The sequence below is a fragment of the Collimonas sp. genome (assembly GCF_039923675.1).
In the GTDB taxonomy this organism is placed as follows: domain Bacteria; phylum Pseudomonadota; class Gammaproteobacteria; order Burkholderiales; family Burkholderiaceae_D; genus Collimonas.
In genome coordinates this window covers 115804-140804 of sequence record NZ_JBDTCG010000097.1, presented here as the reverse complement: position 1 = coordinate 140804, position 25001 = coordinate 115804, and the positions used below count along the sequence as shown (strand labels likewise).

The following is a 25001-nucleotide window of genomic DNA, read 5'->3' as shown; positions in this document are numbered from 1 at the left end:
TGCAGTGATTCACACTTGTCGGCACATAAAAGTGCGAATCACTACTCTAGCTGAGAAAAATCCTGAAATGCAAATATAAAACGGCGGGTAGATCTTCATCTACCCGCCGTTTTTTTAACGATCAACCGCGATCAACATTCAACTACGCAGCGATTGAACGAGGCAACTCCCCTTTTGCTTCAGGTGCAGCAAACTGATTCAGCAACTGTGCTTCCTTGGCGCGGGCTGCCGCCAGATGCCGGTCCTTGACGTGGCCGTAGCCGCGAATTTCTTCCGGCAGGCTGGCGATGGCGACCGCGCTGGCCAGATTATCGGCAGTCAGCTTCGGCAACAGGGAGGCGATGAGTTCCTTGTAATGCACGATCAAGGCACGCTCTTCCTTGCGCTCGGCGGTATAGCCAAAAATGTCCAGCGCGCCGCCGCGCAGGAATTTCAGTTTCGCCAGGACGCCAAAAGCGCGCATCATCCACGAACCGAACTCCTGTTTGATCAGATGGCCATGGGCATCGTGCTTGGCCAGCAATGGCGGCGCCAGATGGAACTTGAGCTTGTAGTCGCCTTCGAACATGGCGGCAATTTTCGCCTTGAAAGCACCATCGGTATACAAGCGTGCAACTTCGTACTCATCCTTGTAAGCCATCAGTTTGAACAAATACGTCGCCACCGCCGTGCTCAGGCGCTGCGTGCCGCGTCCGGCATCTGCATGTGGCTGCTCGGCGGCACGCACCTGCTCGACAAAGGCGCGGTACTGCTCTGCATAAGCGGCATCCTGGTAGGAAGTCAGGAACGCCACCCGGCGTTTGATCAGGTCGTCCAGATTAGGCGTGCGTTTGAACTCGATCACCTGCGCCGGCGTATCGCTGAGACGAGTGCGTTTTTCCAGCCCGGCCAAATCGATAGCTGCGGTACGGCCCCAAACAAAGGCTTGCTTGTTGAACGCCACTTGCAACGCGTTCAGTTCGATCGCCCGCATCAGCGATGCTTCCCGCAACGGTACCCAACCCTTTTGCCAGGCATAGCCCAGCATGAACATATTGGTGGCGATGGCATCGCCCATCAAGGCGGTGGCGATCTGGCCGGCATTGATGAACTCGACGCGGTCGCTGCCGCAGGCCGCGCGGATGTCGTGCTCGGCCGCTGCATCGGGAGATTGCCAATCGGGATTCTTGACGAATGCCGCGGTTGGCGTCTTGGTCGAATTGATCGCGGCGTAGGTGCGGCCTTCGCCCATGCGCGACAAGGCATCGCGATTGGCGCTGACGATGGCGTCGCAACCGATTACCAGATCGGCGTCGCCGGTGCCGACGCGGGTTGAATAGATATCATCGGGATGATCGGCCAGCCGCACGTGCGACATCACCGGACCGCCCTTTTGCGCCAGCCCGCTCATGTCCAGCACTGAACAGCCTTTACCCTCGACGTGCGCAGCCATCGCCAGGATCTGGCCAATGGTCACAACGCCGGTACCGCCGATACCCGTCACCAGGATGCCGAACGGCTTGATGGTGTTGGGCAAGACCGGCGACGGCAAAGCGGCGACAGGTGCGGCAGCGGCTGCCGGGGTTGCCGCTATCTTGGCCGGCTTCTTCAGGCTGCCGCCTTCGACCGTGACAAAACTCGGACAAAAACCGGTCACGCAGGAAAAATCCTTGTTGCATGAGGATTGGTTGATCTGGCGTTTGCGGCCGAGATCGGTTTCCAACGGTTCCACCGACAGGCAATTCGACTGCACGCTGCAATCGCCGCAGCCTTCACAGACGGCTTCGTTGATCACCGCGCGCTTGGCTGGATCCGGATACTCGTTGCGTTTCCGGCGGCGGCGCTTTTCCGAAGCGCAAGTCTGGTCGTAAATCATTGCCGAGGTGCCCTCGATCTCGCGCAGCTCACGTTGCACCGCATCGAGTTCGCTACGGTGACGGATCGTCACGCCAGGCGCCCAGTCGGTGCTGGAAGCATATTTTTCCGGCTCATCGGTCACCACGATAATCGGCGTCACGCCTTCTGCGGCGATCTGGCGTGAAATCATGGCCGGGTCGAGCGGGCCGTCGAAAGCCTGGCCGCCGGTCATCGCTACCGCATCGTTGAACAGGATCTTGTAGGTGATATTGACCTTGGCGGCGACCGAGGCACGGATCGCCAACAGGCCGGAGTGGAAATAAGTGCCATCGCCGAGATTGGCGAACACGTGTTTTTCCGAGGTAAATGGCGCTTGCCCGACCCAAGTCACACCTTCGCCGCCCATGTGGGTGAAAGTGGACGATTCGCGGTCCATCCACAGCACCATGTAATGGCAACCGATACCCGCCAGACCGCGGCTGCCATCCGGCAGCTTGGTGGAAGTATTGTGCGGACAGCCGGAACAGAAATGCGGCACACGATCCTTGTTCGGATCAGGTTTGCTGCTGATGTTCAGCAGCGCTTCCTTCGCTTCCAGATAGGCTACCCGTTGCTGCACACGCTGCGCCACCGGATGGCCGGCAAAATATTTCGAGACGCGGGTCGCAATCGCCCGGGCGATTTGCGCCGGATTCAATTCATAGGTCGCCGGCAGCAGCCAGTCGCCATGGCCTTCGCCGCTGCGGTTGCTCCACTCGCCGGTATCGTCGAACTTGCCGACCACGCGTGGCCGCACATCGTCGCGCCAGTTGTACAGTTCTTCCTTGACCTGGTATTCCAGGATCTGGCGTTTCTCTTCCACCACCAGGATTTCTTCCAGGCCCTGTGCAAACTCGCGTACGCCTTCCGCTTCCAGCGGCCACGTCATGCCGATCTTGTACAGACGGATGCCGATGTCGCGCGCGACGGTTTCGTCGATGCCGAGATCGGCCAGCGCCTGGCGCGTATCCAGATACGATTTGCCGGCGGTGATGATGCCGATCTTGGCGCGTGGGCTGTCCCAGATGATCTGGTTCAGCTTGTTGACGCGGGCGTAGGCCAGCGCGGCGTACCATTTGTAATTGTTCATCCGCGCTTCTTGTCCCAGCACGGTGTCCGGCAAACGGATATTCAAACCATCGGCAGGCAATTCGAAATCGGTCGGCAAGACAATCTTTACGCGGTCCGGATCGAGATCGATCGAGGCGCCGGATTCGACCAGGTCGGTGACGCATTTCATCGACACCCACAAGCCGGTATAACGGCTCATGGCCCAGCCGTGCAAGCCGTAATCCAGATATTCCTGCACCGAAGACGGGTACAGTACCGGGATACCGCAGGCCTTCAGGATGTGTTCGCTTTGATGCGCGGTAGTCGATGACTTTGCCGCGTGATCATCACCTGCCAATACCAGCACGCCGCCATTCTTGGAGGTGCCGGCCATATTGGCGTGCTTGAAAACGTCGCCGCAGCGATCGACGCCGGGGCCTTTGCCGTACCACATGCCGAATACGCCGTCATATTGCGCGCCCGGAAACAGGTTCACCTGCTGCGTACCCCAGACACTGGTGGCGGCAAGGTCTTCGTTCATTCCGGGGTGGAATTTGACGTGGTGCGATTCAAGATATTTTTTTGCCTTGGCGGCGGTCAGGTCGACACTGCCAAGCGGTGAGCCACGATAGCCGGTAACGAAACCGGCGGTGTTCAAACCAGCCATCACATCGCGCTGCCGTTGCAACATTGGCAAACGAATAATGGCCTGCGTGCCCGTCATGAAAGCACGGCCACGTTCTAGTGTAAATTTGTCATCAAGGGTGATGTTATCGCCTTCAGACGCTTGCGCCGTTTGTGCGGGCAGCAAGTCTTCCGCCGATTTGAGTGGTGCGTTCATTCAGTCTCCGTGCCAAAAATTATGTTTTTGATTGCACTGCGTGGAGGTTATCCTACGCGGTCAAACGTCTTTGCCTTGTGGGCAAATCGTTCATTTTTTTCCTGCATTTTTCCTGCCTGTTACGGCCCCAAGATTATCACATGCGGGGGGCCGACTCAATGCACGGCGCAGCAATCAGGCAGGCCGGTATCGGGGTAACAACTGTAACAACTGGTAAATCGAGTAGATCAGAAGAGCGACTGGGCGTGTAATGGCACCTTGTCTGATATGGTTGAATACCTCCCCTGGACCAGCCATGTCGGGCATTCCTCCCTCTAGTGTTCCCATTATCACTAGTTCGCGGATTCTGCTCTCCCCGGCAGGATCCGCTTTTTTATTTCAACGCCAGATTAGTTTCGCCTGCCTGCAAAGCATTCGCCGGCAATGGCTCCTGCGTTTTCAGGCGCGCATAGACGGGCGTGAAATCCGGTGCGGTATCATCGAACAGCTGCTTGAAATCATTGATGACAAAATAGGTTTCCTGATACGAGTCGATCTTGTACAAGGTGCGCATCACGCGTTCGACATCGAACGGCAAACGCAACGGCGCCGGACTGCTCAGACAATGCTCGATTTCGCCGCCCGACGACAGGATACCGGCGCCATATACGCGCAAGCCTTCCGGACTCTGGATCAGGCCGAATTCAACCGTATACCAGTACAGGCGCGCCAGCATCGACAGGCCGTCCAGTTTCATCGCCTTCAGGGCGCCGATGCCGTAGTCCTGCAAATGGTCGGCAAAAATCGGGTTGAACAAGAGTGGAACATGACCGAAAAAATCATGGAAGACGTCCGGCTCGACGATGTAGTCGAACTCTTCCGGGTCGCGCAGCCAGACCGTGACCGGGAAGCGGCGATTGGCCAGGTGCTCGAAGAAAGTGTGATCCGGCACCAGGCCAGGCACCGCCACCAGCGTCCAGCCGGTGGCCTTGAACAGCAAGGCCGAACTTTCTTCAAAACGCGGAATGCCGTCGCCGATGTTCAGCAGCTCCAGGCTTTCAATGAACACATCGCAGGCCCGGCCCGGGATCAGCTTGGCTTGCCGTTGATACAGGCGACGCCACAGTGCATGCTGCTCCGGCGTGTAGGCATCCCAATCCTGCTTGACCACGTATTGCGCATCGATCTTGCTGTAGTCGCCGCGCAGCGAGGCGCCGTCCGACTTTTCAGCGACGGTGGCAAAAAAATCATCGGTGTTCAGGCTCATGCCCATTACGTTTGCATTCATTCTGTTTGTCCCGGATCCAAGGCGTTTTGCTACGTTTATGCGTACACGTTTATGCGTACAGTATACGGGCGAGTCGGAGGCAGTTAATTGCAAAATTAATTCCTCTGACTGAGATTTGCGCATTAATATATCAAAAACACCTATATTTGAGGTTATTTATGCCAACCATTGCATTGGATGCAACCGATCGTAAAATCCTGGCGATCTTGCAGGAAGATGGGCGCCTGAGTAATCAAGAGGTGGCCGAGCGCGTCAATCTGTCGCCGTCGCCTTGCCTGCGCCGCATCAAACAGCTGGAACAAGCCGGTGTGATACGTCAATATGTGGCGCTGCTGGAACCGGACAAGATCGGCCTCGGCCTGCTGGCCTATATCAACGTCCGCCTGGAAAAACATAGCGACCCGCTCTATCTGAGCGGCACCAAAGCGGCAGCGGCACAGCATCAGACCATGTCACCACGGGTCTCTTTCTCGACGGCAGTGGAACGCTGGCCGGAAGTGGTTGCCTGTTATGCAATGACCGGCGAAATGGATTTTCTGCTGAGGGTGCACGTGGAAGACATGGCGCACTTTTCGCGCTTCATGATGGAGACATTGCTGCGTCATCCGGCGGTACTCGACGTCAAATCGAGTTTTGCCCTGCAACGGGTGAAAGACACGACGGCGCTGCCCTTGCTTTAAGCGGACCAACGCTTCATTTATCGCGATTAACTCCCCGCAAGTTGCCCAGCCACTTCAGCGCCGCGCGCAGATTGGCTTTGAAGGTGTAATCGAGCCTCGCCACCTGTTCTTGAACCGCTTCTTGTAGCACGCTGGCGGGACTTGCCGGTGGCAGTTTCAGGTAGGCGTCGGCCTCGCCGTAATCGCGATGGATCGCCATGCCGGCTTTCCTGGCGATGTGCATCATCACTTTGTTGGATGACAGGCAGTGCATATACAAGGTATCGATATCGACATTGCGGCAACGTATCGCTGCGCGTTCGAACAAATGGCTGCCGACGCCCATGCCGCGCGCCGACGCGGCCACCGAGACGCCGAATTCGGCCACTCTTTCCTTGGTAGTGGATGCGCTCACAGAAGGCAGCGCTTCGCGCGGCGCAAATGCCAGATGGCCGACCCCGAGCAAGCGCAATTTACGGTCGTAGACGCCGAACACGGTATCGCGAGAGAAGTCGATATTGTCGACGTAGCGGCTGACCAGGTCATCCGACAGCACCGAGCCGAAGCGCAGCAAACGGTCGCCGCTGCTCAATGCCAGGAAATGACGCAACAGCCGCTTACGTGCACGCCGCGACAATTCCTTGACGAAGATGGTCGGCCGCGACGTCTTGGCATGGTCAGAGCCGCCAGCGGGTATCCCGCTGGTGCCGCCCACCTTCGCATCTGTCGCCGTCATCCTGGCCTCTCTGGTCGGATCAGCTGATCCGGATTATCGCCGCTGCGCTTGCACCAGTTGCTCAACCACCTCGACCCGGGCGGCGTGAATCGCTTCGGGTATCCGCTGCGGCTGCTGCTGGAACATGCCGGCAATCACGCCGGCGTTGACCGACTGCGCCGCCCGCAGCGCAGCCTGCAAATACGCCAACTGCGGAAACGGCTTGTCTTCATAGCCGGTCCTGCCGCGGGAATCGCATTCGGTGGCACGTAGCATATCAATAAAACGCTCGGGCTTGCGAAAGGCGTCGCAGCGTCCCAGCAAGTTGACGATGGTGCTGGCACGCAGCTCGAAAGCGCGGCCGACGTTGCCATGCTCCCGCGTCGTCATCAGCGCCAGGTCGCGCGCTTCGCTCGGCACTTTAAGACGCTGGCAAACCCGCTCCGCCAGTTCCAGCCCAAGGCTTTCATGGCCGTGATGGCTGGGCCAGCCGGCCGCCGGCGTCACGCCCTTGCCCAGGTCATGCATGATGCAGGCAAAACGCACCGGCAGCGGATAATTTTCACGGGCGGCAGTGTCCACCACCATCATCACGTGTACGCCGGTGTCGATCTCCGGATGATATTTCTCCGGCTGCGGAATGCCCCACAAAACGTCCAGTTCCGGCAAGATGCGCGCCAGTGCGCCGCATGCGCGCAAGACTTCAAACATGCGCGATGGCCGGTTTTCCATCAGGCCGCGCGCCAGTTCTTGCCAGACGCGTTCCGGCACCAGTGCATCCACTTCGCCGGCTGCCACCATGTTCTGCATCAATGCGTTGGTCTCCGGCGCCACTGTAAAATCGGTGAAGCGTGCGGCAAACCGGGCGACGCGCAAGATGCGCACCGGGTCTTCGGCGAAAGCATCGGAGACATGACGGAAGATGCGGTCCTGCAGATCCTGGCGGCCGTTGAACGGATCGGCCAGGGCGCCGTCGTCGGCGCGCGCGATGGCGTTGATGGTCAGGTCGCGGCGCACCAGGTCTTGTTCCAGCGTGACGTCGGACGCGGTATGGAACACAAAACCTTTGTAGCCAGGCGCAGTCTTGCGCTCGGTACGCGCCAGCGCATATTCTTCATGCGTGTCCGGATGCAGGAACACCGGGAAATCCTTGCCGACCGGACGGAACCCTTGCGCCAGCATGTCTTCCGGCGTCGCGCCGACCACCACGTAATCACGGTCCTTTACCGGAAACCCGAGCAATTCGTCGCGTACTGCGCCGCCAACCGCAAAAACTTTCATGTCTTCAATTGAACCCGTAATGAAATGCAAATCCGGCAATCCTTAACCTGGTAATACTTCCGTTTCCGCCAACGCCTCGCGCATCCAGCGCGTCACCGCCGGGTGGGCCTGGACTCGCTCGGCATAGGCTTGCAGAGCCGGCGCCAGCGATACGCCATAACTGTGGAAACGCATCACGACTGGCGCAAAGTAAGCGTCGGCAATCGAGAATGCGCCAAACAAGAACTGATGATGACCGAATTCTGACAAGCAGGTTTCCCAGATTTCAACCACCCGGGCGATATCGGCCTGGGAGCCGGCGGTACGTCCATGGCCCGGCTTGTGGGCGCGAATATCCATCGGCATATCTGAGCGCAAAGCGGAAAATCCCGAATGCATCTCGGCGCATATGGAGCGCGCGGTGGCGCGCGCCAGCGTGTCCTGCGGCCACATGCCGAGATCGGGAAACTGTTCCGCCAGGTATTCGCAGATGGCCAGGGAATCCCAGACCGGCGTCTCGCCCACCATCAAGATCGGCACCCGGCCGCTGGCGCAATAGCGCCCTATTTCGTTGGCGGTATGCGCCTGACGCAACAGGATCTTGTGCTCTTTGAAGGGTATGCCGAACGCGGTCATCGCCACCCACGGCCGCATCGACCATGAGGAATAATTTTTATTGGCGATCACCAGCGTCAGGCCCCCATCTCCGGCTTTCTTCAAGGAAGCCGACAGGCTTGGATCGAGTTCTGTGGTTTGCATATACCGCTCCGAGACTACGAATGTCAAAATTCCACGCAATATTCCTGCCGGGCGCCGACTGCAGAAATACGACGGTCAAGGCAAAGCCGATTCGACAAACCCCTTAGGCGCAACGGTGCCCAGACGCGCCTTCAGGGATTGCGGCTTGCCGTCAAACAAGGCAGCGTAGTAAGTCGCATTGGAGAGCACGTTCTTGACGTAGCCGCGGGTTTCGTTAAACGGAATCGACTCGGCAAAGATCGCCCCTTCCACCGTGCCAGGCAAGGTCGAACGCCAGGCGCGCGGCCGGCCGGGGCCGGCGTTGTAGGCGGCAGAGGCCAGCGCTTGGGAACCGTCCAGATCAGACAGCACCATGCTGAGATAATTCGTCCCCAACATGATATTGGTATTCACATCAGAAATCTGGTCTGTGGTAAAACCGTTCAGCCCGATTTTCTTGGCGACCCATTTCGCCGTCGCCGGCATCACCTGCATCAGGCCACTGGCGCCGACATTCGAACGGGCGCTGCGCATGAATCGCGACTCTTGCCGGATCAGGCCGTATACCCAAGCCATGTCGAGACCCAGGTTTTGGGTATTTGTGCTCATGACATCGCGATGCGGCGACGGGAAGCGCTGGCTGAAATCGACCTCGACCTTGGTGCGGTCGGATGTATTCACCATGCGATCCAGGATATCGTTCCGCCGTGCGAATTCGGCAGCCGTCAGCAATTGGCGGTCAGTCATTCCGCGCAATTCCCAGTTCCATTCGCGCACGGCTTCAAAACGCAGATTCATGTCGAAGAAACGCAAGGCGCGACGGAAACCCTGGTTACTTGTCATCGCCGCCATTTCGGCCGGGGTGAATGCCTGCGTGGAAGACACTGCAATAATCTTTTGCCCCAGTTCTTCCAATGCCAGCTGGCCATAGAAATTGGTCTGGTCCGCTATCGACTGGAACTTCTCCTGTGCTTGATCAACCTTGCCTTCGACCTGGTCGGCGCGGGCCAGCCAATAGACCCAGGTCGGATCGCTACGCAAAGCCTCCGGCATCGCTTCGATGCCGCTGCGGACCAATTTCCAGTCGCCGCCGCGCAGCGCTGAACGCACGCGCCATTGATAGGCATCACTGGATAATGACGCATTGTTCTTTACTTGCCGCCAGTAATCAATGGCTTGCGGCTCCAGCTTGAGCGCCGACTGCAGCGCGATCTGCGCCCAAGCCAGTGAACGTTCCGAGGTTGACAGCTGCTCGGAAGAGGTATTCAGTGCTCCCGCGGCACGTCCGGTATCGTTTTTGGCTACACGCCCCAGCGCCAGAATGAATAACTCATGGCCGCTGCGGCCGGCGCCAGGACCGCGCGCCACCACCAGCGCCGATTTATCGGTCGCTTGCGTCACCTGGGTATCGTCGGCATCGATAAACGGCGTCATCCGGCGCGCCACGCCGGCAAAGCCGGACTCTACCGCCAGCCGTATCTGGAACCAGACATCATCGGCTGTGAACTGGCCATTTTGCGCCAGCGTGCCGATCAGATCGGTACAACCCTGGCCATAGTCTTTCGGCGTGATCAGCAAGGCGCGCGCCTGCGGCGCCACATTCGTGCCTTTCGAAGCCGCCGAGGTCAACGCATAGCATTTCAGCTGCGTGTCGTCATCAAGTACGAATTTTGGATATTGCTCGTCAAACGTAGCCCAGTCCCCGGCCTTGCCTAGCTCCAGCAACCAGTCGTTGCGCAGCCGGTCGGCGATCGCGCTGCCGTCGTAACGGCTGAGATAGTCGCGAATGTCTGCCTGCGGAGCGACCAGGTCCTTGATCAACGGTTTCAGACGGTAATAATCGACATACGAAGGAATGTCATAATCACTCAAGGTAGAAGCCAGCAGCTCTGCTTTGTCGGGGTTATTTGCGCGCGAGGCATCGCGCAGGGCCAGGAATGCATCATCCTGGCTGGCGTAGCTGCCGATAGCAGCGCTGTTTGTGGAGCGCTTTTGCGCATAAGCTGTACTTGTCACCACGGCGGAGGACGCCACGGCGACGGCGATAACAGCAAGCCATTTCTTTTTAAGCATGTTAAACCTATTTTTTACGGGTACGAACGATGACGCCTAGCATAGCATGTGATGCCAGTGATGCAACACCGGAAAGCGGCTCGGACAAAGCGTTATTGCGACCTGCGCTGCTGGCGGCGCGACGCGCGATAGATGCGGGCAGGCGGCAGGATTGGGACGCGGAACTCGGGCGGCGGGTAATTGCCTGGGTCACGCAGTGGCGGCAAACCAATCCGGATGGCGTGCTGGGAATCTATTGGCCGATCCGCGGCGAACCGGATTTGCGGCCGGCCTGTGCAGAACTGGCGGCGCGCGGGCTGCAGCTGGCGTTGCCGGTCGTGGTCGCCAATGACCAGCCTTTGCGCTTTGTGGCGTGGACGCCGGGTGAGAGCATGAACAAGGATAGTTTCGGCGTTTCAGTACCGGCCAGCAATATGACTGCGACACCATCGGCCTTGCTGATTCCCTGTGTCGGCTTCAATCGCCGCAAGGTAAGGCTCGGCTATGGTGGCGGCTTTTATGACAGGACGCTGGCGCCGACGCCGCGTCCGCAGGCAATCGGGATTGCCTATTCCTGCGGACTGGTGGATTTTGACGGCGCGCCGCATGATATTGCGCTGGACGCCATCATCACTGAAACAATCAGCTTATAACCGCTTACAATTTTAAGCGCTGCCAGATGGCGACCGTCGCCAGCGACTGGTTCAGCGTATAGAAGTGCAATCCTGGCGCGCCGCCGGCAAGCAAGCGCTCGCATAGCTGCGTCACCACATCCAGGCCGAAAGCCTTGATCGAATCGGTATCGTCGCCATAGCTGGCCAGCTTGAGACGGACCCAGCGCGGGATCTCGGTGCCGCACATGTCGGAAAAACGCATCAGTTGCGAATAGTTGGTGATCGGCATGATGCCGGCAATCACCGGCACTGTAGCACCCAGTTTTTGCGCTTCGTCGACAAAGCGGAAGTACGCATCCGCATTGTAGAAATACTGGGTGATGGCGCCATTGGCGCCGGCTTTCACCTTGCTGACATATCGCTGCACATCGTCTTGCGGCGACTTTGCCTGCGGATGCATTTCAGGATAAGCCGCAACTTCGATATGAAACCAGTCGCCGGTTTCTGCGCGAATGAATTCCACCAGCTCATTCGCATAGCGGAACTCGCCGGAAGAAAAATCCACCGCGCCGTAGCCGCTGGGTAAATCGCCGCGCAAGGCGACCAGGCGCTTGATGCCGTGATCCTTGTATTGCGTCAGGATGGCGCGCAACGATTCGCGCGAACTACCCAGGCAAGACAGATGCGGCGCCGCTTCGTGGCCTTCGCTGCGGATATCCAGCACCGTATCCAGCGTACCTTTTTGAGTCGAACCGCCGGCGCCGAAAGTAACCGAAAAATAGCGCGGATGCAGCTCCGCCAGCTTGGCGCGCGTCACCCGCAGCTTTTCGGTGCCCTCAGGTGTCTTCGGCGGGAAAAACTCGATACTAAAATTCTTTTGTGCCATTTTCTGTGCCAATCAATTCTTCTTCAACAACAGCGTGGACAGCGCCCACGAAACGATGCTGTACAAGATTGCGCCGCCTACCGCCGCCCAGAAACTGGCGACATAGAAACCGCTTACCAGATGCGACACCAGCCAGAACATCAGGCCGTTAATGATAAAGATGAACAAACCCAGGGTCAGCAAGGTGGCCGGCAAGGTCAGCAGTAGCAGCACCGGACGGATCAGGGTATTGATGAAGCCCAGCACCAGCGCCGCGATCAGTGCCGCACCGAAACTGGTGAACTGCACTGAATGCATGAGATACGGCACCGCCAGCAAGGCCAGGGTATTGATCAGCCAGGTTATCAGTAAGCGCATTGGGTTTTCCTCTTGGTTATGGGAGATCTGCCTGCCGCCATGCATCACTGCACATGGCGGCAGGCGGCCGAGCTGTTAGTAGCGGTAGTGTTCCGGTTTGTAAGGGCCGGTTTGCTTGACGCCGATGTAAGCAGCCTGTTCTTCAGTCAGTACCGACAGTTGCGCGTTCAGTTTTTTCAACTGCAGGCGCGCGACTTTTTCGTCCAGGTGTTTTGGCAAGGTGTACACGCCGACCGGATAGGCCTTGGTGTTCACAAACAATTCGATCTGGGCGATGGTCTGGTTGGCGAACGACGAGCTCATCACATACGATGGATGGCCGGTGCCACAACCCAGGTTGACCAGGCGGCCTTCGGCCAGCAGGATGATGCGCTTGCCGTCCGGAAAAATGATGTGGTCGACTTGCGGCTTGATGTTTTCCCAGGTGTGTTGCTTGAGTGCGGCGACTTCGATTTCATTGTCGAAGTGACCGATGTTGCAAACGATCGCCTGGTCTTTCATCTTTTGCATGTGCGCATGTGTGATCACGTGATAGTTGCCGGTGCAGGTGACGAAAATGTCGCCGTGCTCGGCCGCGTATTCCATGGTCACCACACGATAGCCTTCCATCGCCGCCTGCAAAGCGCAGATCGGATCGACTTCAGTCACCCAGACTTGCGCCGACAAAGCGCGCATGGCTTGAGCCGAACCCTTGCCGACATCACCGTAACCGGCGATCACGGCAACCTTGCCGGCGATCATGACGTCAGTGGCGCGCTTGATGCCGTCGACCAGCGATTCGCGGCAACCGTACAGGTTGTCGAACTTGGACTTGGTGACGGAATCATTGACGTTGATGGCAGGGAAAGCCAGCTTGCCTTCCTTGTGCATCTGGTACAAGCGATGCACGCCGGTGGTGGTTTCTTCAGTCACGCCCTTGATCTGGGCCAGACGGGTCGAATACCAATTCGGCGCTGTCGCCAGCTTTTTCTTGATCGCATTGAACAGGCAGATTTCTTCTTCGGAACCTGGGTTATTCAAGACCGATGCGTCCTTTTCCGCGCGGGTGCCGAGATGCAGCAGCAGGGTTGCGTCGCCGCCGTCATCCAGGATCATGTTGGCTTGCTCTTCACCCGGCCATTCAAAAATGCGGTGGGTGAATTCCCAGTAGTCGTCCAGCGATTCGCCCTTGAAAGCGAACACCGGCGTGCCGGCCGCAGCGATGGCGGCGGCGGCGTGGTCTTGGGTCGAGTAGATATTGCAGGATGCCCAACGGACTTTCGCACCGAGTGCTTCCAGTGTCTGGATCAGCACCGCGGTCTGGATCGTCATGTGGATCGAACCGGTGATGCGCGCGCCCTTGAGCGGCTGGGCCGCGGCGAATTCGTCGCGGATCGCCATCAGGCCCGGCATTTCGGTTTCGGCGATCTTGATTTCTTTATCACCCCAGCCGGACAGGCTGATATCGGCAACGACGTAGTCTTGAGTTGAAGAGGTTGTAGAGTTCATTACAGCGGCGTTCATCACGCCCTCCTTTCGTTAGAAAAAAAGTAACGTGAGCGCGGTTGCATGTTGACTGTACCAAGCCTGGCAGACCATGTCTGTCGCAACGCTCCTTGGATACGGCCTGTCATTTTAAAGCAAATTGGCGGGTTTACGGCTGGCCGCAATACAAATTCCGGCTATCCGGATCAATGAATAGCCGGACTGCTATCAAACCCAGCCCATTTCATGCAATTCGCTCTTGATATAAGCATAGTAGATCGGCGCCGCCACCAGTCCCGGCAAGCCGAATGCGGCTTCGGCCAGCACCATCATCAGCAGCAGCTCCCAGCTGCGCGCATTGATCTGGGTGCCGACGATTTTCGCATTCAGGAAATACTCCAGCTTGTGAATCACCACCAGGAACACCAGCGCGGCAAGAGCGACATATATCGATACCGATAAGGCGACCAGCACGATCAGCGTGTTGGAAATCAGGTTGCCGATTACCGGCAGCAGTCCCGCCAGGAAGGTGACGATGATCATGGTCTTGGTCAACGGCAGATGAATGCCGCCAAGCCGCAGCACCACCAGCAGGAAGATCGCCGTCAAGGTCGTGTTCAGCAGCGAAATCTTGATCTGGGCGAACACCACGCGGCGGAAGGCATCCGCCAGCAAATGCGCACGGCCCAGCAGCTCGCTCGCCAGCGGTTGCAGCAAAGGCATCGGATGCGCCGCATTCAACGCCACCATGGCGCCCAGCACCATGCCGATCAGCACATGCACGAATACCTGCACCGCCTCGCGGCCCGCCAGTTGTACTTCACCGCTATGCGATTGCAGCCAGTCGCCGATCATTTGCCGGATATCCTCGACATCATCGGGCAGATACTGTTGCAGCCAAGCCGGCAGCTGGGTGCGCGCCTGGTCCACCACTACCATCAATTTCGACTGCAGCACTTGCAGACGGTCGGGGCCGCCGTGAAAGAAAGCGATCAAGCCAAAAATGAGCAGGGTCAGCAAGCCGATGATAATCGCCGACAAGAACACCACTGAAATCAGATGGGCACGTTCGCTGGTCAGCCGGCGCTGGACAAACGGCGTCAGCGTCCGCACCAGTTCGTACACCAGCAAGCCGGCCAGCAGGGCTGTCAGCATGTGCAAGGACATGACCAGAAACAGCACCGCCAGCGCCACCAGCCAGGCGGCCAGGCGAAAGCGTGGCAACTCGGTGACTACCGGACGCAGCTGACGGGAAGCGGAAGGGAATTCGGGCACGGATTTGCGGGCAGAGGCCATGTGGGGACTTGGTTAGATCAAGCACATTACGACGAGGGCGAAGTAATGCTCTTGTATCTTTCTTTTAGGATAGTCACTGAGATGATCAGTGTAACAAGTCGTAACCATCGTGCAAAGCACGATTCTGGCATCGCAGATAATCGGTATGGGCATGGCGGGCAAAAACCCGCCATGCCTGATCACTCGATTACAGGGCAGCGGCTTTCAGGGCGGCAGCCTTGTCGGTGCGTTCCCAGGTGAATTCCGGCTCTTCGCGGCCGAAATGACCGTAAGCTGCAGTCTTTTGGTAAATCGGCCGCAGCAAGTCAAGCATCTGCACGATACCCTTAGGACGCAGGTCGAAATGCTCCAGCACCAGTTGCGCCAGCTTTTCGTCGCTGATCTTGCCGGTGCCGAAAGTAGTCACCATCACCGACGTCGGCTTGGCGATACCGATAGCATACGAAATCTGGATCTGGCAACGGCTGGCAAGACCGGCTGCCACGATATTCTTTGCCACGTAGCGGCCGGCATACGCCGCCGAACGGTCGACCTTGGACGGATCCTTGCCGGAGAATGCGCCGCCGCCGTGGGGCGCTGCGCCGCCGTAGGTGTCGACGATGATCTTGCGTCCGGTCAGGCCGCAATCGCCTTGCGGACCGCCGATGACGAAACGGCCGGTCGGGTTGACCAGATAGCGGGTATTCTGCAGCCATTCCTTCGGCACCACCGGCTTGATGATTTCTTCAATTGCCGCCTCCTCAATTGCCTTATGCAGCATTTCCGGCGCGTGCTGGGTCGACAGCACCACGGTATCGATCGCCACCGGCACGCCGTCGACGTATTTCAGCGTGACTTGCGATTTGGCGTCCGGACGCAGCCAAGGCAGGCGGCCGTCCTTGCGCAATTGCGACTGGCGTTCGACGATCCGGTGAGCGTAGTAGATCGCGGCGGGCATCAGTTCCGGCGTTTCATCGCAGGCGTAGCCGAACATCAGGCCCTGGTCGCCGGCGCCCTGGTCGAGATCAAGGCCCTTGCCTTCATCCACGCCTTGGGCGATATCCGGCGATTGCTTGTCATAGCCGACCAGCACCGAGCAGCTCTTGTAGTCGATGCCGTAGTCGGCGTTGTCGTAGCCGATACGCTTGATGGTTTCGCGCGCAACGGCGATGTAATCGACATTGGCAAAGGTGGTGACTTCGCCGGCCAGTACTACCAGGCCGGTATTGCAGAGGGTTTCAGCGGCGACCCGGGCTTGCGGGTCCTGGGTGAAAATTGCGTCGAGAATCGCGTCGGAGATTTGATCCGCGACTTTGTCGGGGTGACCTTCAGAGACGGATTCCGAGGTGAAAAGGTATTCATGTGCCATTGCAAGCTCCAACAAAAAACAAGTGGTGACCATGTCGCAGTCAAACCTGTTGAGCCTGCGACGCTTTAGCGAAATTTGTATTCCGCCTCGCAAGTTGTCTATTAACTCGGCGGATAGTACTGATAATGCGGATTACTTGCTGCTTACTATATATTAAGATGATTCTTATAAGCAAACTTCTGCAATTCAAAAACGATATTGCAACGTCATTTGAATTCCAGACTATTGTGCTATTTTACGCCTCTTGAAAAAAATCGGCAAAATCCGGCCCCGTTTGAGGTCTTGTCTAGCTCTTTTAGGCTCATCCAATGCTTGTATCACTCTTTCGCCTGCTATCGACATTACCGCTTTCTTTCTTACATGCAATAGGCACGGCCGGCGGCTGGCTGGTCTATCTGGCCTCTTCCTCGTACCGCCAAAAATTGAAAGCCAATCTGAAGCAGGCCAGTTATCAGGCCACCCTGTCGCAAGCGGTCAGTGAATCAGGCAAGAGCATGTTTGAGCTGCCGTTCATCTGGTGCGCATCGCCGCAACGGGTATTGCGCACCGCCACCATCGAGAACTGGGAACTGGCGCAGGCAGCGCTGGACGCCAAGACCGGCGTGATTTTCCTGACGCCGCATCTGGGCTGCTTTGAAATCATCGCCCAAGCCATCGCCACCAAGACCCCGCTTACGGCGCTGTACCGGCCGCCGCGCAAAGCCGCCCTCAAGCCCTTGATCGAAGGCGCGCGCGGACGCCATAACCTGCTGCTGGCGCCAGCCAATCTGGCGGGTGTCCGCACCTTGTTCAAGGCGCTCAAGAAAGGCCAGGCGATCGGTCTGCTGCCGGACCAGGTGCCGCAAAACGGTGAAGGTATATGGGCCGATTTCTTCGGACTTCCAGCCTATACCATGACGCTACCAGCCAAATTGCAACAGATGAGCGGTGCGCCGATTATTCTGTCTTACGCCGAACGGCTGCCTTTCGGGCGCGGCTATGTGATTCGCTTCGTGCCTTTCGACGACACCCCGGGTCATACCCCTGAACAACGCACGCTCGCCATCAATCAGGCGATGGAACAGCTGATTGCGCGTTGCCCGGCGCAATATATCTGGAGCTACAACCGCTACAAGACGCCACCGGGAGTGACGCCGGCAACAGCGCCGGAGCCGCAGGCATGAGAGCGCTACTGGCACTATTGTGGCTGGCACATTTTTTACCGCTATGGATCCTCGGCCCCGTTGGTGAGGCGCTGGGCTCATTGTTGTTTATCATCATGAAGCCGCGGCGACATATCACGCTAACCAATCTACGCCTGTGCTTTCCCGAGATGCCGGAACAGGAACGCATCGCCCTGGCGCGCCGCCATTTCCAGGCCTATTCGCGCAGCGTGCTGGAACGCAGCGTGCTGTGGTGGGCATCGGAGACGCGCTTGCGACGCTTGATCAAAATCGAATCCGACCTGCCGCTCAGCACGCTGCAAGCCGGCCCGACCATCCTGCTGTGTCCGCATTTCGTCTGCCTGGAAATTCCCGGGATTGCGCTGGTGCTGAATTCATCGGTATCGATCTGCACCATTTATACACGCCAACAGGATGCAGTGACCGACGCCGCGCTGCTGAAGGGACGCTCACGCTTCCGGCCGGTCAAGTTGTTTGCCCGTGAACAGGGAGTTAAGCCGATCATCCGCGCCATGCGCGAAGGCTATCCATTCATCATGCTGCCGGATATGGATTTCGGCATGAAAGATGCAGAGTTCGTACCGTTTTTCGGCATCCCGACGGCAACGCTGACCGCCACCGCACGGATTGCCGCCGCCACCAAAGCCAGCGTGGTGCCGATGATTGCGACTTTCCTGCCCGGCTACAAAGGCTGGAAAGTCACCTTCTATCCGGCCTGGGAAAACTATCCGGGCGACGACATGATCGAAGCTACCCGCCGCATGAATGCCTTTATCGAAGCGCGCATCCTGGAAGCGCCAGCCGAGTATTTCTGGGCCCACAAGCGCTTCAAGACCCGACCGCCGGGGCAGGCCGATGTATATACCGCATCATCATCAGACCAGACTTGAAACTCCGCAGCGCCCAGGCACGGTTTCCGTGATAATAGCCACATGAAACTCAAATTCACAAAAATGCACGGCGCCGGAAATGATTTCGTCGTCATCGACGCCATCAGCCAGCGGGTCGACTTCACTGCGGCGCAATGGCAACTGTTGGGCGACCGCCGCTTCGGCGTGGGCGCCGATCAAATGCTGGTGGTGGAAAAATCGCCGGCAGAAGGCGTCGATTTTCGCTATCGAATTTACAACGCCGATGGCGGCGAAGTCGAACAATGCGGCAACGGCGCGCGCGCTTTCGTCAAATTCGTCACCGACAAGGGCTTGACCAGCAAACGTGCGATCCGGGTACAAACCATGTCAGGCATCATCGAGCCGCGGCTGGAAGACGATGGCCGGATAACCGTCGATATGGGCGCGCCTGTCCTGGCACCTGCGGCTGTGCCGTTCGATGCCGGCAATCTGAGCAGCCAGGTACAAGGCGAGGATGCGTTATGGCCGCTGGAAATCCAGGGCAAGCAAGTCTGGATCTCGGTGGTGTCGATGGGTAACCCGCATGCGGTGCAAGTGGTCGAGGATAGCGAAGCCGCGCCGGTCTTGGTCGACGGCCCGCTGATCGAACATCATCCGCGCTTTCCGAAACGGGTCAACGCCGGCTTCATGCAGATTGTCGATCGCCACCATATCAAGCTGCGCGTATTCGAACGCGGCGCCGGAGAAACGCTGGCCTGCGGCACCGGTGCTTGCGCGGCGGTGGTTGCGGGGATCCGTCGCGGCTTGCTGGATACGCCGGTGAAAGTCCAGACGCACGGCGGCGAACTGTCGATCGCCTGGGGCGGCAGCCAGCAGCCGGTCATGATGACCGGCCCTGCGGTTTCGGTATTCGAAGGCGAAATCGAGATCGCTGCCGACTAGACTAGGCCGGCTCGTCGGCTTCGGCGCCGGATGCCGCAGCCGGAACCGCAGCCTTGAAGCGGTACAGGCGCTGGCGATAATTGCCTTCGGGGCCGTTCGGCCCGCAATCCACATCTTCAAACAAACGCGCAATCCGGCTCAGCGCCTGGCGTTCATCGCCGGTCTGGATCTGGATCAAACGCCGCTTGCTGCGTGCGTAGTGCGCCCGGATGTCAACCACCAGGCAATGCCCGCAATCGGCCTGATTCAAATCCAGCAACAAGGCTTCCGGCCGGCTCAAGCCGAATATGGTCGCCAGCTCGATGCGTGCGGCAAGAAACGGATGGGCTTTGACCAATTCACGCGTCAATTGCTGTTTCGCCGACTCGGCCCAGGGAGCCGGCTGCGCGCTATCCGCGATCTTTGCCAACAAACCGGCGGCTTCACTGCTGCCCTGCGCCGCCGCCTTTTGCAGCCAGTACACAGCCCGTACATCGTTGGCCAGCTTCTCGCGGCGATTGCGCCATGCGCTCAAGCCGCATTCCAGTTGCGCCGCGCAATGGCCCATTTCAGCGGCATGCTCCAAGTGGCGCTGCATGTCGACCAGGTTGCGCTGGGAAAATTCGGACTTCAAATAGATGCGCGACAAGGCGTACCAGGCATCCGCCAAACCAGCCTCGCCGGCCAGCGTCAGCCAACGGATGGCTTTTTTATAATTGGCCGAGCCGGTTCCTACCAATAAGCGCTCACCATCGCTGTTCATGCGGGCATACCAGAGGCCCAGCGACAGCTGCGCGGCTTTATCGTCGCCGTAGGCTGCCAGCTCGAGAAACTGCTGCACTTCGGCGGCATCGAAACCGGTGCTGGCCTGCAGCACCTGGGCGCAACGCAGCAACAAGGACAGGTTTTCTTCGCCCAGCTGACGCGCCAGGGTTTCCGACGGCACATTCAATTGCGCCAGGATGTCGGTATATTGCTGCGCCAACGCTTTGGCCAGCGGCAACGCTCTTTCCAGAAAGACCGGCCAGTCGGCTTTTTCCCAAGCCAGCTGGGCCAACGATTGCTGCGCCTGCGTGACGCCGGCATCGGCGGCGCGCGCGGTCCATTTCAGGGTCGCGTCCTGCTCCGCCTGCTGCTCGGCAAGTTTTTGCGGCTGGATAGCGGTAACACGCTCGGTTGCGGGTTTTCTCTCGGCCAAGGTTTGCGGCGCAATATCCGAGTGTTGCGCCAACAGCCACTGCGCTTCGGCCACGCCTGCATTGGCCGCCGTTTCCAGCACCTTGATCACCTTCGTCCGTAATCCTGACGACGCATGCGCGGCAGCCTGGCCGTCACCAGTCAGGACCAGTTGCGCCAACACCAGGCCGGCTTGCATCAAGCCGGCATCGAAAGCCCGCTCGTACCAGACGCACAGGCCTAGCGGATCTGCGGCAGCGCGCGCCACGTCCAGCGGAATATGGCTGCCGATCAGTAACCAGGCTTCGGGTTCCTGCTGCTGCGCCGCCCGATCCAGCCAATGCAGCGCGGTCGGCAGACTTTGCGGCAAACCGTTGCCGCCAAATAAGTAGCGTTTGCCCAAGGCCAGTTGCGCTGGCCCCTGCCCGGCACGGGCGGCGCGAATAATCGCCAAGTCTTCACGTTTCGCCATAAGCACTCGCTACTAAAACGTAAATTATCCCCGATAAATTCATAAAATTTTATTTCCACCCGTTTTTTAGAATATGTGAATCTTTTATGCAACAACTCCTCTTGGAACGGACAGAATGTGAAAAGTTGCATAGAAATTAGGACAAATCCTATAACTTCTCCCAACATACATTTAACTTTCACCAAGTTCGCTTAATTACAAAAAATATACCAATGGAAATATTTTAGTAGTAAAAATACAACACAATCGATCAGCGCTGAGGGTTTTGACAAATTTATAAATACACAACACACCAAACTTCAGACGTCCCTGACAGCACCGCTTAAGGTTCACTCATCCGACAGATGTACGGACCCTTAAGACCGTTTTCTATATAAAGGACGTCAAATGAAAAAATCACTTATCGCACTGACAGTACTCGGCGCAATCGCAGGTACGGCACAAGCTCAAAGCTCCGTCACCATTTACGGTATCGTGGACGCTGGCGTGACTTTCTCGAATAACAATGTACCGGCAAGCAACGCCGATCAGAACAGCCGTCTCGGCGGCAGCAAGTTCGGCGTCGGCTCCGGTAATATCGACACTTCCCGCATCGGCTTCAAGGGCGTGGAAGATCTGGGCGGCGGCCTCAAGGCCTTGTTCCAACTGGAAGCCGGCTTCCAGACCGACACCGGCGCCTTGGGCTCCAACAACGACGACAATACAGGCCTGTTCAACCGTAAATCGGTAGTCGGTCTGGGCGGCAACTTCGGTTCCGTGTTACTGGGTCGTCAAGCCGACCTGCTGGAAGACGCCGGCAATAAATACACTTCAGTGAAAGACTTCGGTAATTTCGTCGGCGCCATGCATGAGGGCGACCGCCTGGAAGGCGCGCGCACCCAGAATTCGATCCGCTATAACTCGCCAAATGTGCAAGGCTTCACAGGTAGCCTGATCTATGGTTTCGGCGAAGAAGCCGGCGCGAATTCAAACGGCCAGGCGTTCGGCGCCGGCGGTACTTATGACAACGGCCCGTTGGGACTATACCTCGGCTACTATCAGTCGAAAGTAGGTGTCAACCCTGCAGACCAGGACCCATTGCCGACTGACGTCATGTTCCCTGAAGGCGCAACGTCCAGCAAGATCTTCAGCCTGGGCGCCAGCTATCTGGTTGGCCCGGCACGCCTGTACGGCAACTGGTCACGCAATAATGTTCCAGACGTGTACAAGCGCAACATTTTTGAGCTCGGCATGGACTATGCAGTCACTGCGCCACTGCACGTATTGGCTGCCGTCCAACATAAAGTCGATTCCATCGACAACGCTGGCGATCAAAGCAATGGCTCCAAGGCAAAAGTGACCCAAATCAACCTGGGCCTGGACTATTACCTGTCGAAGCGTACCGACCTCTACACCCTGGCTTCTTACGCCAAGGGCAAAAATGGCGGCGATGTCGGCTACTACAATGCGCCTGTAGCACAAGACGACGCCGGCAAAAGCAGCCAGACTTCGGTAGCTGTCGGTATCCGCCACAAGTTCTAACATAAGTCAGCCGCCAGGCGGCAATACTTGAGATTTGCTTTTTGCAAACTCGCCCGGGCGGTAACACCGTCCGGGATTTTTTGTAAACATCGATCAAAATCCTCCGCTTAATTATCTATTTTTCATTGCCCGACTTACCCAGTTGCGCCAAGGAAAATTCAAACGATATCGGGATAAACAAGAAAAGCTTGGGCTGCGAAAGCAGCGCCAGGCCTTTAATACTTGTCCCAAAAATACAACACAATTAACAATCTTCCTCAATTTCGACCAATTTATAGCATCACAGGAAACCAAACCGCCAGCATAGACGGCGAGACCCCTTAATGTTCATCCATCCGGCAAGATGTACGGATCCTTAAGACAGTTTTCTAAATAAAGGACGTCAAATGAAGAAATCACTAATCGCACTGGCCGTACTAGGCGCAATCGCAGGTGCAGCACAAGCTCAAAGCTCCGTAACCATCTACGGTATCGTTGATACTGGTATCACTTACACAAACAAGGTTTCGACTGCAAACGCTGGTACAAACGGCACATCGTCCGCTACCGGCAGCAAATTTGCTGTTAACTCCGGCATCATCCAAGGTTCGCGTCTGGGTTTCAAGGGCGTTGAAGATCTGGGCGGCGGTCTGAAGGCTCTGTTCCAATTGGAAGCTGGTTTCTCGAACGATACTGGCGCGCTGCAAAGCGATACAGGTTCGTCAACTCTGTTCCGTCGTAAGTCGGTAGTTGGCCTGGGCGGTAACTTCGGTTCCGTTCTGCTGGGTCGTCAAACTGACATCCTGGACGACGTCAGCCAATGGACTTCGGTTCAAGACTTTGGTGGTGTAACTGGTTCCGTCGGTCACAATCTGGACCGTTTGGAAGGTACTCGTACCAACAACTCGATCCGTTACAACACACCAGATCTGTCCGGCTTCACCGGCAGCCTGATCTATGGCTTCGGCGAAACAGCTGGCCAAACTTCGAGCGGTCAATCGTTCGGCCTGGGTGGTCAGTACGCAAACGGTCCACTGGGTCTGTTCGCGGCATACTACCAATCGAAAAAGGGCAATACACCAAGCGACGTTTCCTTGGTTAACAACGCACCTGCATTCGCTGGCAACGCTGGCGATACAGCTCTGAAGACATTCTCGTTGGGCGCTAGCTACCAAGCCGGTCCTGCTCGCCTGTACGGTAACTGGTCGCGCGTCAAGCAGCCACTGGCTACTGCATGGAACGGTACATCGGTTCTGACAAGCGCTTCGGGTGCTCCTAACTTCTACAGCGTTGGTTCGATCAACAACAGCAAAGCTGACATCTTCGAACTGGGTGTTAACTACGCTGTGACTGCTCCTCTGCACCTGTTGGGCAGCGTTCAGTACAACAAGTTGACTTTCGTTCCTGATGGCACTGGCCTGAACAGCAACGGTAAGCTGATCCAGTACAACCTGGGTACAGACTACTTCCTGTCCAAGCGTACCGACCTGTATGCATTCGCTTCTTACCTGCAAGCTAAGAACGCCGCTAACCCAGGCATTGAAAACGGTGGTACTGGCGATGCAACTAACCAAACAGCAGTTACTGTTGGTATCCGTCACAAGTTCTAATTTAGGTTAGCCGAACCTGCAGCAACAAGCGGGTCAGGTTGCTTGAATCAAGAGTTAAAAAGCCCGCATGGTTCGCCATGCGGGCTTTTTTATCGCCAGCCGCATCTCCCCGCCACTCTATGAACACCTCAGGTTGTCACACAGCCGCTTAGCGGTGTACCCTAGGTTCTTCTCTTTCTTCATCGTCGACACACTGCACATGACCTCTCCTCTGGATCCCGATAGCGTCGCCCGATACCTCATCGACTCACCGCATTTTTTCGAAGAACACGCTGAACTGCTTGGCAAAATCCGCCTCAGCAGTCCGCTGCTCGGACGCGCCATATCGCTGCAAGAACGGCAAATGGAAATACTGCGCGAAAAAATCAAAGTACAGGATTTGCGGTTGGCCGACATGGTGCGCAATGCGCAGGAGAATGACGCCAGCTCACAAAAACTGCATAGCTGGACCCGCAGCCTGCTGATGGCCCGTAACGATGTCGACTTGCCGCACACACTAGTAGACGGATTGCGCACCACTTTTGCCGTGCCACAGGCGACCTTGCGTCTTTGGGGAGTGGCCGAAGCCTATTCGCATACCTGGTTTGCCGCCGCGGCGTCAGACGATGTCAAAATCTTCGCTAACGGCCTGAGCATGCCGTTTTGCGGCAGCAACAACGATTTCGAAGCTGCCTCCTGGCTGGAGCAGGACATCCAGTCCGTGGCCATGCTGCCACTACGTAGCAGCAGCGCGGCCTCAGCCACCTTCGGCCTGCTGGTGCTGGGCTCGCCCGATGCGCAGCGCTTCAGCGCCGACATGGCGACCGATTTCCTGGTGCAGATCGGTGAGACTGCGAGCGCCGCCCTCGCCTGCCTGCTCGACTAAGCGGAAACCAAAGGACCAGCG

20 protein-coding genes and 1 riboswitch are annotated in these 25001 nt (G+C 57.6%); of the genes, 8 read left to right on the top strand and 12 right to left on the bottom strand.

The genetic code is table 11. The annotated features are described in order from the left end of the window. Nucleotides 1–142: 142 nt before the first annotated feature. Nucleotides 143–3766 (bottom strand): indolepyruvate ferredoxin oxidoreductase family protein, encoded by a 3624-nt coding sequence (locus tag ABI171_RS22160; RefSeq protein ID WP_348094726.1) that lies wholly within the window; start codon nt 3764–3766, stop codon nt 143–145. Nucleotides 3767–4139: 373 nt separating this feature from the next. Beyond that, nucleotides 4140–5018, bottom strand: a complete 879-nt coding sequence (gene phhA / locus ABI171_RS22155) for a phenylalanine 4-monooxygenase (protein WP_348094751.1) — start codon at nt 5016–5018, stop codon at nt 4140–4142. Between the two features lie 173 nt (nt 5019–5191). Here phhA and ABI171_RS22150 point away from each other — a divergent pair, with 173 nt between their 5' ends. Next, complete coding sequence (locus tag ABI171_RS22150; RefSeq protein WP_098494301.1) at nt 5192–5713, top strand: Lrp/AsnC family transcriptional regulator; 522 nt, start codon at nt 5192–5194, stop codon at nt 5711–5713. Nucleotides 5714–5726: 13 nt separating this feature from the next. On the opposite strand, the gene ABI171_RS22145 is transcribed toward ABI171_RS22150, so the two are convergent. The 4 genes from ABI171_RS22145 to ABI171_RS22130 all read right to left on the bottom strand — a co-directional run bounded on the left by ABI171_RS22145 (nt 5727) and on the right by ABI171_RS22130 (nt 10478). Beyond that, nucleotides 5727–6428 carry a GNAT family N-acetyltransferase gene (locus ABI171_RS22145; protein ID WP_348094725.1) on the bottom strand — a complete coding sequence of 234 codons (702 nt, stop codon included), beginning with the start codon at nt 6426–6428 and terminating at the stop codon, nt 5727–5729. 33 nt (nt 6429–6461) lie between these two features. Then, on the bottom strand, nt 6462–7688 hold the full coding sequence (locus ABI171_RS22140) for a multifunctional CCA addition/repair protein (RefSeq protein ID WP_348094724.1): 1227 nt from the start codon (nt 7686–7688) through the stop codon (nt 6462–6464). Between the two features lie 42 nt (nt 7689–7730). Further along, the gene (locus tag ABI171_RS22135) at nt 7731–8426 is read right to left on the bottom strand and encodes a glutathione S-transferase family protein (RefSeq protein WP_348094723.1); all 696 of its coding nucleotides are present in this window, start codon (nt 8424–8426) and stop codon (nt 7731–7733) included. 75 nt (nt 8427–8501) lie between these two features. Continuing rightward, the gene (locus ABI171_RS22130; RefSeq protein ID WP_348094722.1) at nt 8502–10478 is read right to left on the bottom strand and encodes a transglycosylase SLT domain-containing protein; all 1977 of its coding nucleotides are present in this window, start codon (nt 10476–10478) and stop codon (nt 8502–8504) included. Between the two features lie 29 nt (nt 10479–10507). Here ABI171_RS22130 and ABI171_RS22125 point away from each other — a divergent pair, with 29 nt between their 5' ends. After that, nucleotides 10508–11110, top strand: a complete 603-nt coding sequence (locus ABI171_RS22125; RefSeq protein WP_348094721.1) for a 5-formyltetrahydrofolate cyclo-ligase — start codon at nt 10508–10510, stop codon at nt 11108–11110. 4 nt (nt 11111–11114) lie between these two features. Here ABI171_RS22125 and metF read toward each other — a convergent pair whose 3' ends face one another. The 5 genes from metF to metK all read right to left on the bottom strand — a co-directional run bounded on the left by metF (nt 11115) and on the right by metK (nt 16422). After that, nucleotides 11115–11957: a methylenetetrahydrofolate reductase [NAD(P)H] gene (gene metF / locus ABI171_RS22120; protein ID WP_348094720.1), complete on the bottom strand. Its 843-nt coding sequence runs from the start codon at nt 11955–11957 to the stop codon at nt 11115–11117. A 12-nt stretch (nt 11958–11969) separates the two neighbouring features. Continuing rightward, nucleotides 11970–12314 carry a phage holin family protein gene (locus ABI171_RS22115; protein ID WP_348094719.1) on the bottom strand — a complete coding sequence of 115 codons (345 nt, stop codon included), beginning with the start codon at nt 12312–12314 and terminating at the stop codon, nt 11970–11972. A 75-nt stretch (nt 12315–12389) separates the two neighbouring features. Beyond that, nucleotides 12390–13817, bottom strand: coding sequence for an adenosylhomocysteinase (ahcY, locus tag ABI171_RS22110; protein WP_348094718.1), 1428 nt, complete (start codon nt 13815–13817; stop codon nt 12390–12392). A 26-nt stretch (nt 13818–13843) separates the two neighbouring features. After that, a riboswitch (S-adenosyl-L-homocysteine riboswitch) is annotated at nt 13844–13918 on the bottom strand. Between the two features lie 88 nt (nt 13919–14006). Beyond that, nucleotides 14007–15074, bottom strand: coding sequence for an AI-2E family transporter (locus ABI171_RS22105; RefSeq protein WP_348094717.1), 1068 nt, complete (start codon nt 15072–15074; stop codon nt 14007–14009). A gap of 187 nt (nt 15075–15261) precedes the next feature. Continuing rightward, on the bottom strand, nt 15262–16422 hold the full coding sequence (gene metK, locus ABI171_RS22100; protein WP_038493489.1) for a methionine adenosyltransferase: 1161 nt from the start codon (nt 16420–16422) through the stop codon (nt 15262–15264). 308 nt (nt 16423–16730) lie between these two features. Here metK and ABI171_RS22095 point away from each other — a divergent pair, with 308 nt between their 5' ends. From ABI171_RS22095 to dapF, 3 genes are read left to right on the top strand one after another with little or no spacing between them, the layout of a single operon-like run. Beyond that, nucleotides 16731–17585, top strand: coding sequence for a lysophospholipid acyltransferase family protein (locus ABI171_RS22095; RefSeq protein WP_348094716.1), 855 nt, complete (start codon nt 16731–16733; stop codon nt 17583–17585). Next, nucleotides 17582–18475 (top strand): lipid A biosynthesis acyltransferase, encoded by an 894-nt coding sequence (locus tag ABI171_RS22090; protein ID WP_348094715.1) that lies wholly within the window; start codon nt 17582–17584, stop codon nt 18473–18475. Before ABI171_RS22095 ends, ABI171_RS22090 begins: the two co-directional genes overlap by 4 nt. Nucleotides 18476–18517: 42 nt before the next feature. Continuing rightward, on the top strand, nt 18518–19378 hold the full coding sequence (gene dapF, locus ABI171_RS22085) for a diaminopimelate epimerase (RefSeq protein ID WP_348094714.1): 861 nt from the start codon (nt 18518–18520) through the stop codon (nt 19376–19378). A 1-nt stretch (nt 19379) separates the two neighbouring features. Here the strand turns inward: dapF and ABI171_RS22080 are convergent, their stop codons facing one another. After that, nucleotides 19380–21005, bottom strand: coding sequence for a hypothetical protein (locus ABI171_RS22080; RefSeq protein ID WP_348094713.1), 1626 nt, complete (start codon nt 21003–21005; stop codon nt 19380–19382). Nucleotides 21006–21392: 387 nt separating this feature from the next. Here ABI171_RS22080 and ABI171_RS22075 point away from each other — a divergent pair, with 387 nt between their 5' ends. The 3 genes from ABI171_RS22075 (at nt 21393) to ABI171_RS22065 (ending at nt 24980) form a co-directional block, all read left to right on the top strand. Continuing rightward, nucleotides 21393–22526 (top strand): porin, encoded by a 1134-nt coding sequence (locus ABI171_RS22075; RefSeq protein ID WP_348094712.1) that lies wholly within the window; start codon nt 21393–21395, stop codon nt 22524–22526. A gap of 386 nt (nt 22527–22912) precedes the next feature. Next, on the top strand, nt 22913–24115 hold the full coding sequence (locus ABI171_RS22070) for a porin (RefSeq protein ID WP_348094711.1): 1203 nt from the start codon (nt 22913–22915) through the stop codon (nt 24113–24115). Between the two features lie 199 nt (nt 24116–24314). Next, on the top strand, nt 24315–24980 hold the full coding sequence (locus ABI171_RS22065; protein WP_348094710.1) for a DUF484 family protein: 666 nt from the start codon (nt 24315–24317) through the stop codon (nt 24978–24980). Nucleotides 24981–25001: the final 21 nt, after the last annotated feature.

Bases quoted from the DNA above. Each gene is read 5' to 3' on its own strand.
- ABI171_RS22160 (WP_348094726.1), bottom strand. From the start codon at position 3,766: ATGAACGCACCACTCAAATCGGCGGAAGACTTGCTGCCCGCACAAACG.
- phhA (WP_348094751.1), bottom strand. From the start codon at position 5,018: ATGGGCATGAGCCTGAACACCGATGATTTTTTTGCCACCGTCGCTGAA.
- ABI171_RS22150 (WP_098494301.1), top strand. From the start codon at position 5,192: ATGCCAACCATTGCATTGGATGCAACCGATCGTAAAATCCTGGCGATC.
- ABI171_RS22145 (WP_348094725.1), bottom strand. From the start codon at position 6,428: ATGACGGCGACAGATGCGAAGGTGGGCGGCACCAGCGGGATACCCGCT.
- ABI171_RS22140 (WP_348094724.1), bottom strand. From the start codon at position 7,688: ATGAAAGTTTTTGCGGTTGGCGGCGCAGTACGCGACGAATTGCTCGGG.
- ABI171_RS22135 (WP_348094723.1), bottom strand. From the start codon at position 8,426: ATGCAAACCACAGAACTCGATCCAAGCCTGTCGGCTTCCTTGAAGAAA.
- ABI171_RS22130 (WP_348094722.1), bottom strand. From the start codon at position 10,478: ATGCTTAAAAAGAAATGGCTTGCTGTTATCGCCGTCGCCGTGGCGTCC.
- ABI171_RS22125 (WP_348094721.1), top strand. From the start codon at position 10,508: ATGACGCCTAGCATAGCATGTGATGCCAGTGATGCAACACCGGAAAGC.
- metF (WP_348094720.1), bottom strand. From the start codon at position 11,957: ATGGCACAAAAGAATTTTAGTATCGAGTTTTTCCCGCCGAAGACACCT.
- ABI171_RS22115 (WP_348094719.1), bottom strand. From the start codon at position 12,314: ATGCGCTTACTGATAACCTGGCTGATCAATACCCTGGCCTTGCTGGCG.
- ahcY (WP_348094718.1), bottom strand. From the start codon at position 13,817: ATGAACGCCGCTGTAATGAACTCTACAACCTCTTCAACTCAAGACTAC.
- ABI171_RS22105 (WP_348094717.1), bottom strand. From the start codon at position 15,074: ATGGCCTCTGCCCGCAAATCCGTGCCCGAATTCCCTTCCGCTTCCCGT.
- metK (WP_038493489.1), bottom strand. From the start codon at position 16,422: ATGGCACATGAATACCTTTTCACCTCGGAATCCGTCTCTGAAGGTCAC.
- ABI171_RS22095 (WP_348094716.1), top strand. From the start codon at position 16,731: ATGCTTGTATCACTCTTTCGCCTGCTATCGACATTACCGCTTTCTTTC.
- ABI171_RS22090 (WP_348094715.1), top strand. From the start codon at position 17,582: ATGAGAGCGCTACTGGCACTATTGTGGCTGGCACATTTTTTACCGCTA.
- dapF (WP_348094714.1), top strand. From the start codon at position 18,518: ATGAAACTCAAATTCACAAAAATGCACGGCGCCGGAAATGATTTCGTC.
- ABI171_RS22080 (WP_348094713.1), bottom strand. From the start codon at position 21,005: ATGGCGAAACGTGAAGACTTGGCGATTATTCGCGCCGCCCGTGCCGGG.
- ABI171_RS22075 (WP_348094712.1), top strand. From the start codon at position 21,393: ATGAAAAAATCACTTATCGCACTGACAGTACTCGGCGCAATCGCAGGT.
- ABI171_RS22070 (WP_348094711.1), top strand. From the start codon at position 22,913: ATGAAGAAATCACTAATCGCACTGGCCGTACTAGGCGCAATCGCAGGT.
- ABI171_RS22065 (WP_348094710.1), top strand. From the start codon at position 24,315: ATGACCTCTCCTCTGGATCCCGATAGCGTCGCCCGATACCTCATCGAC.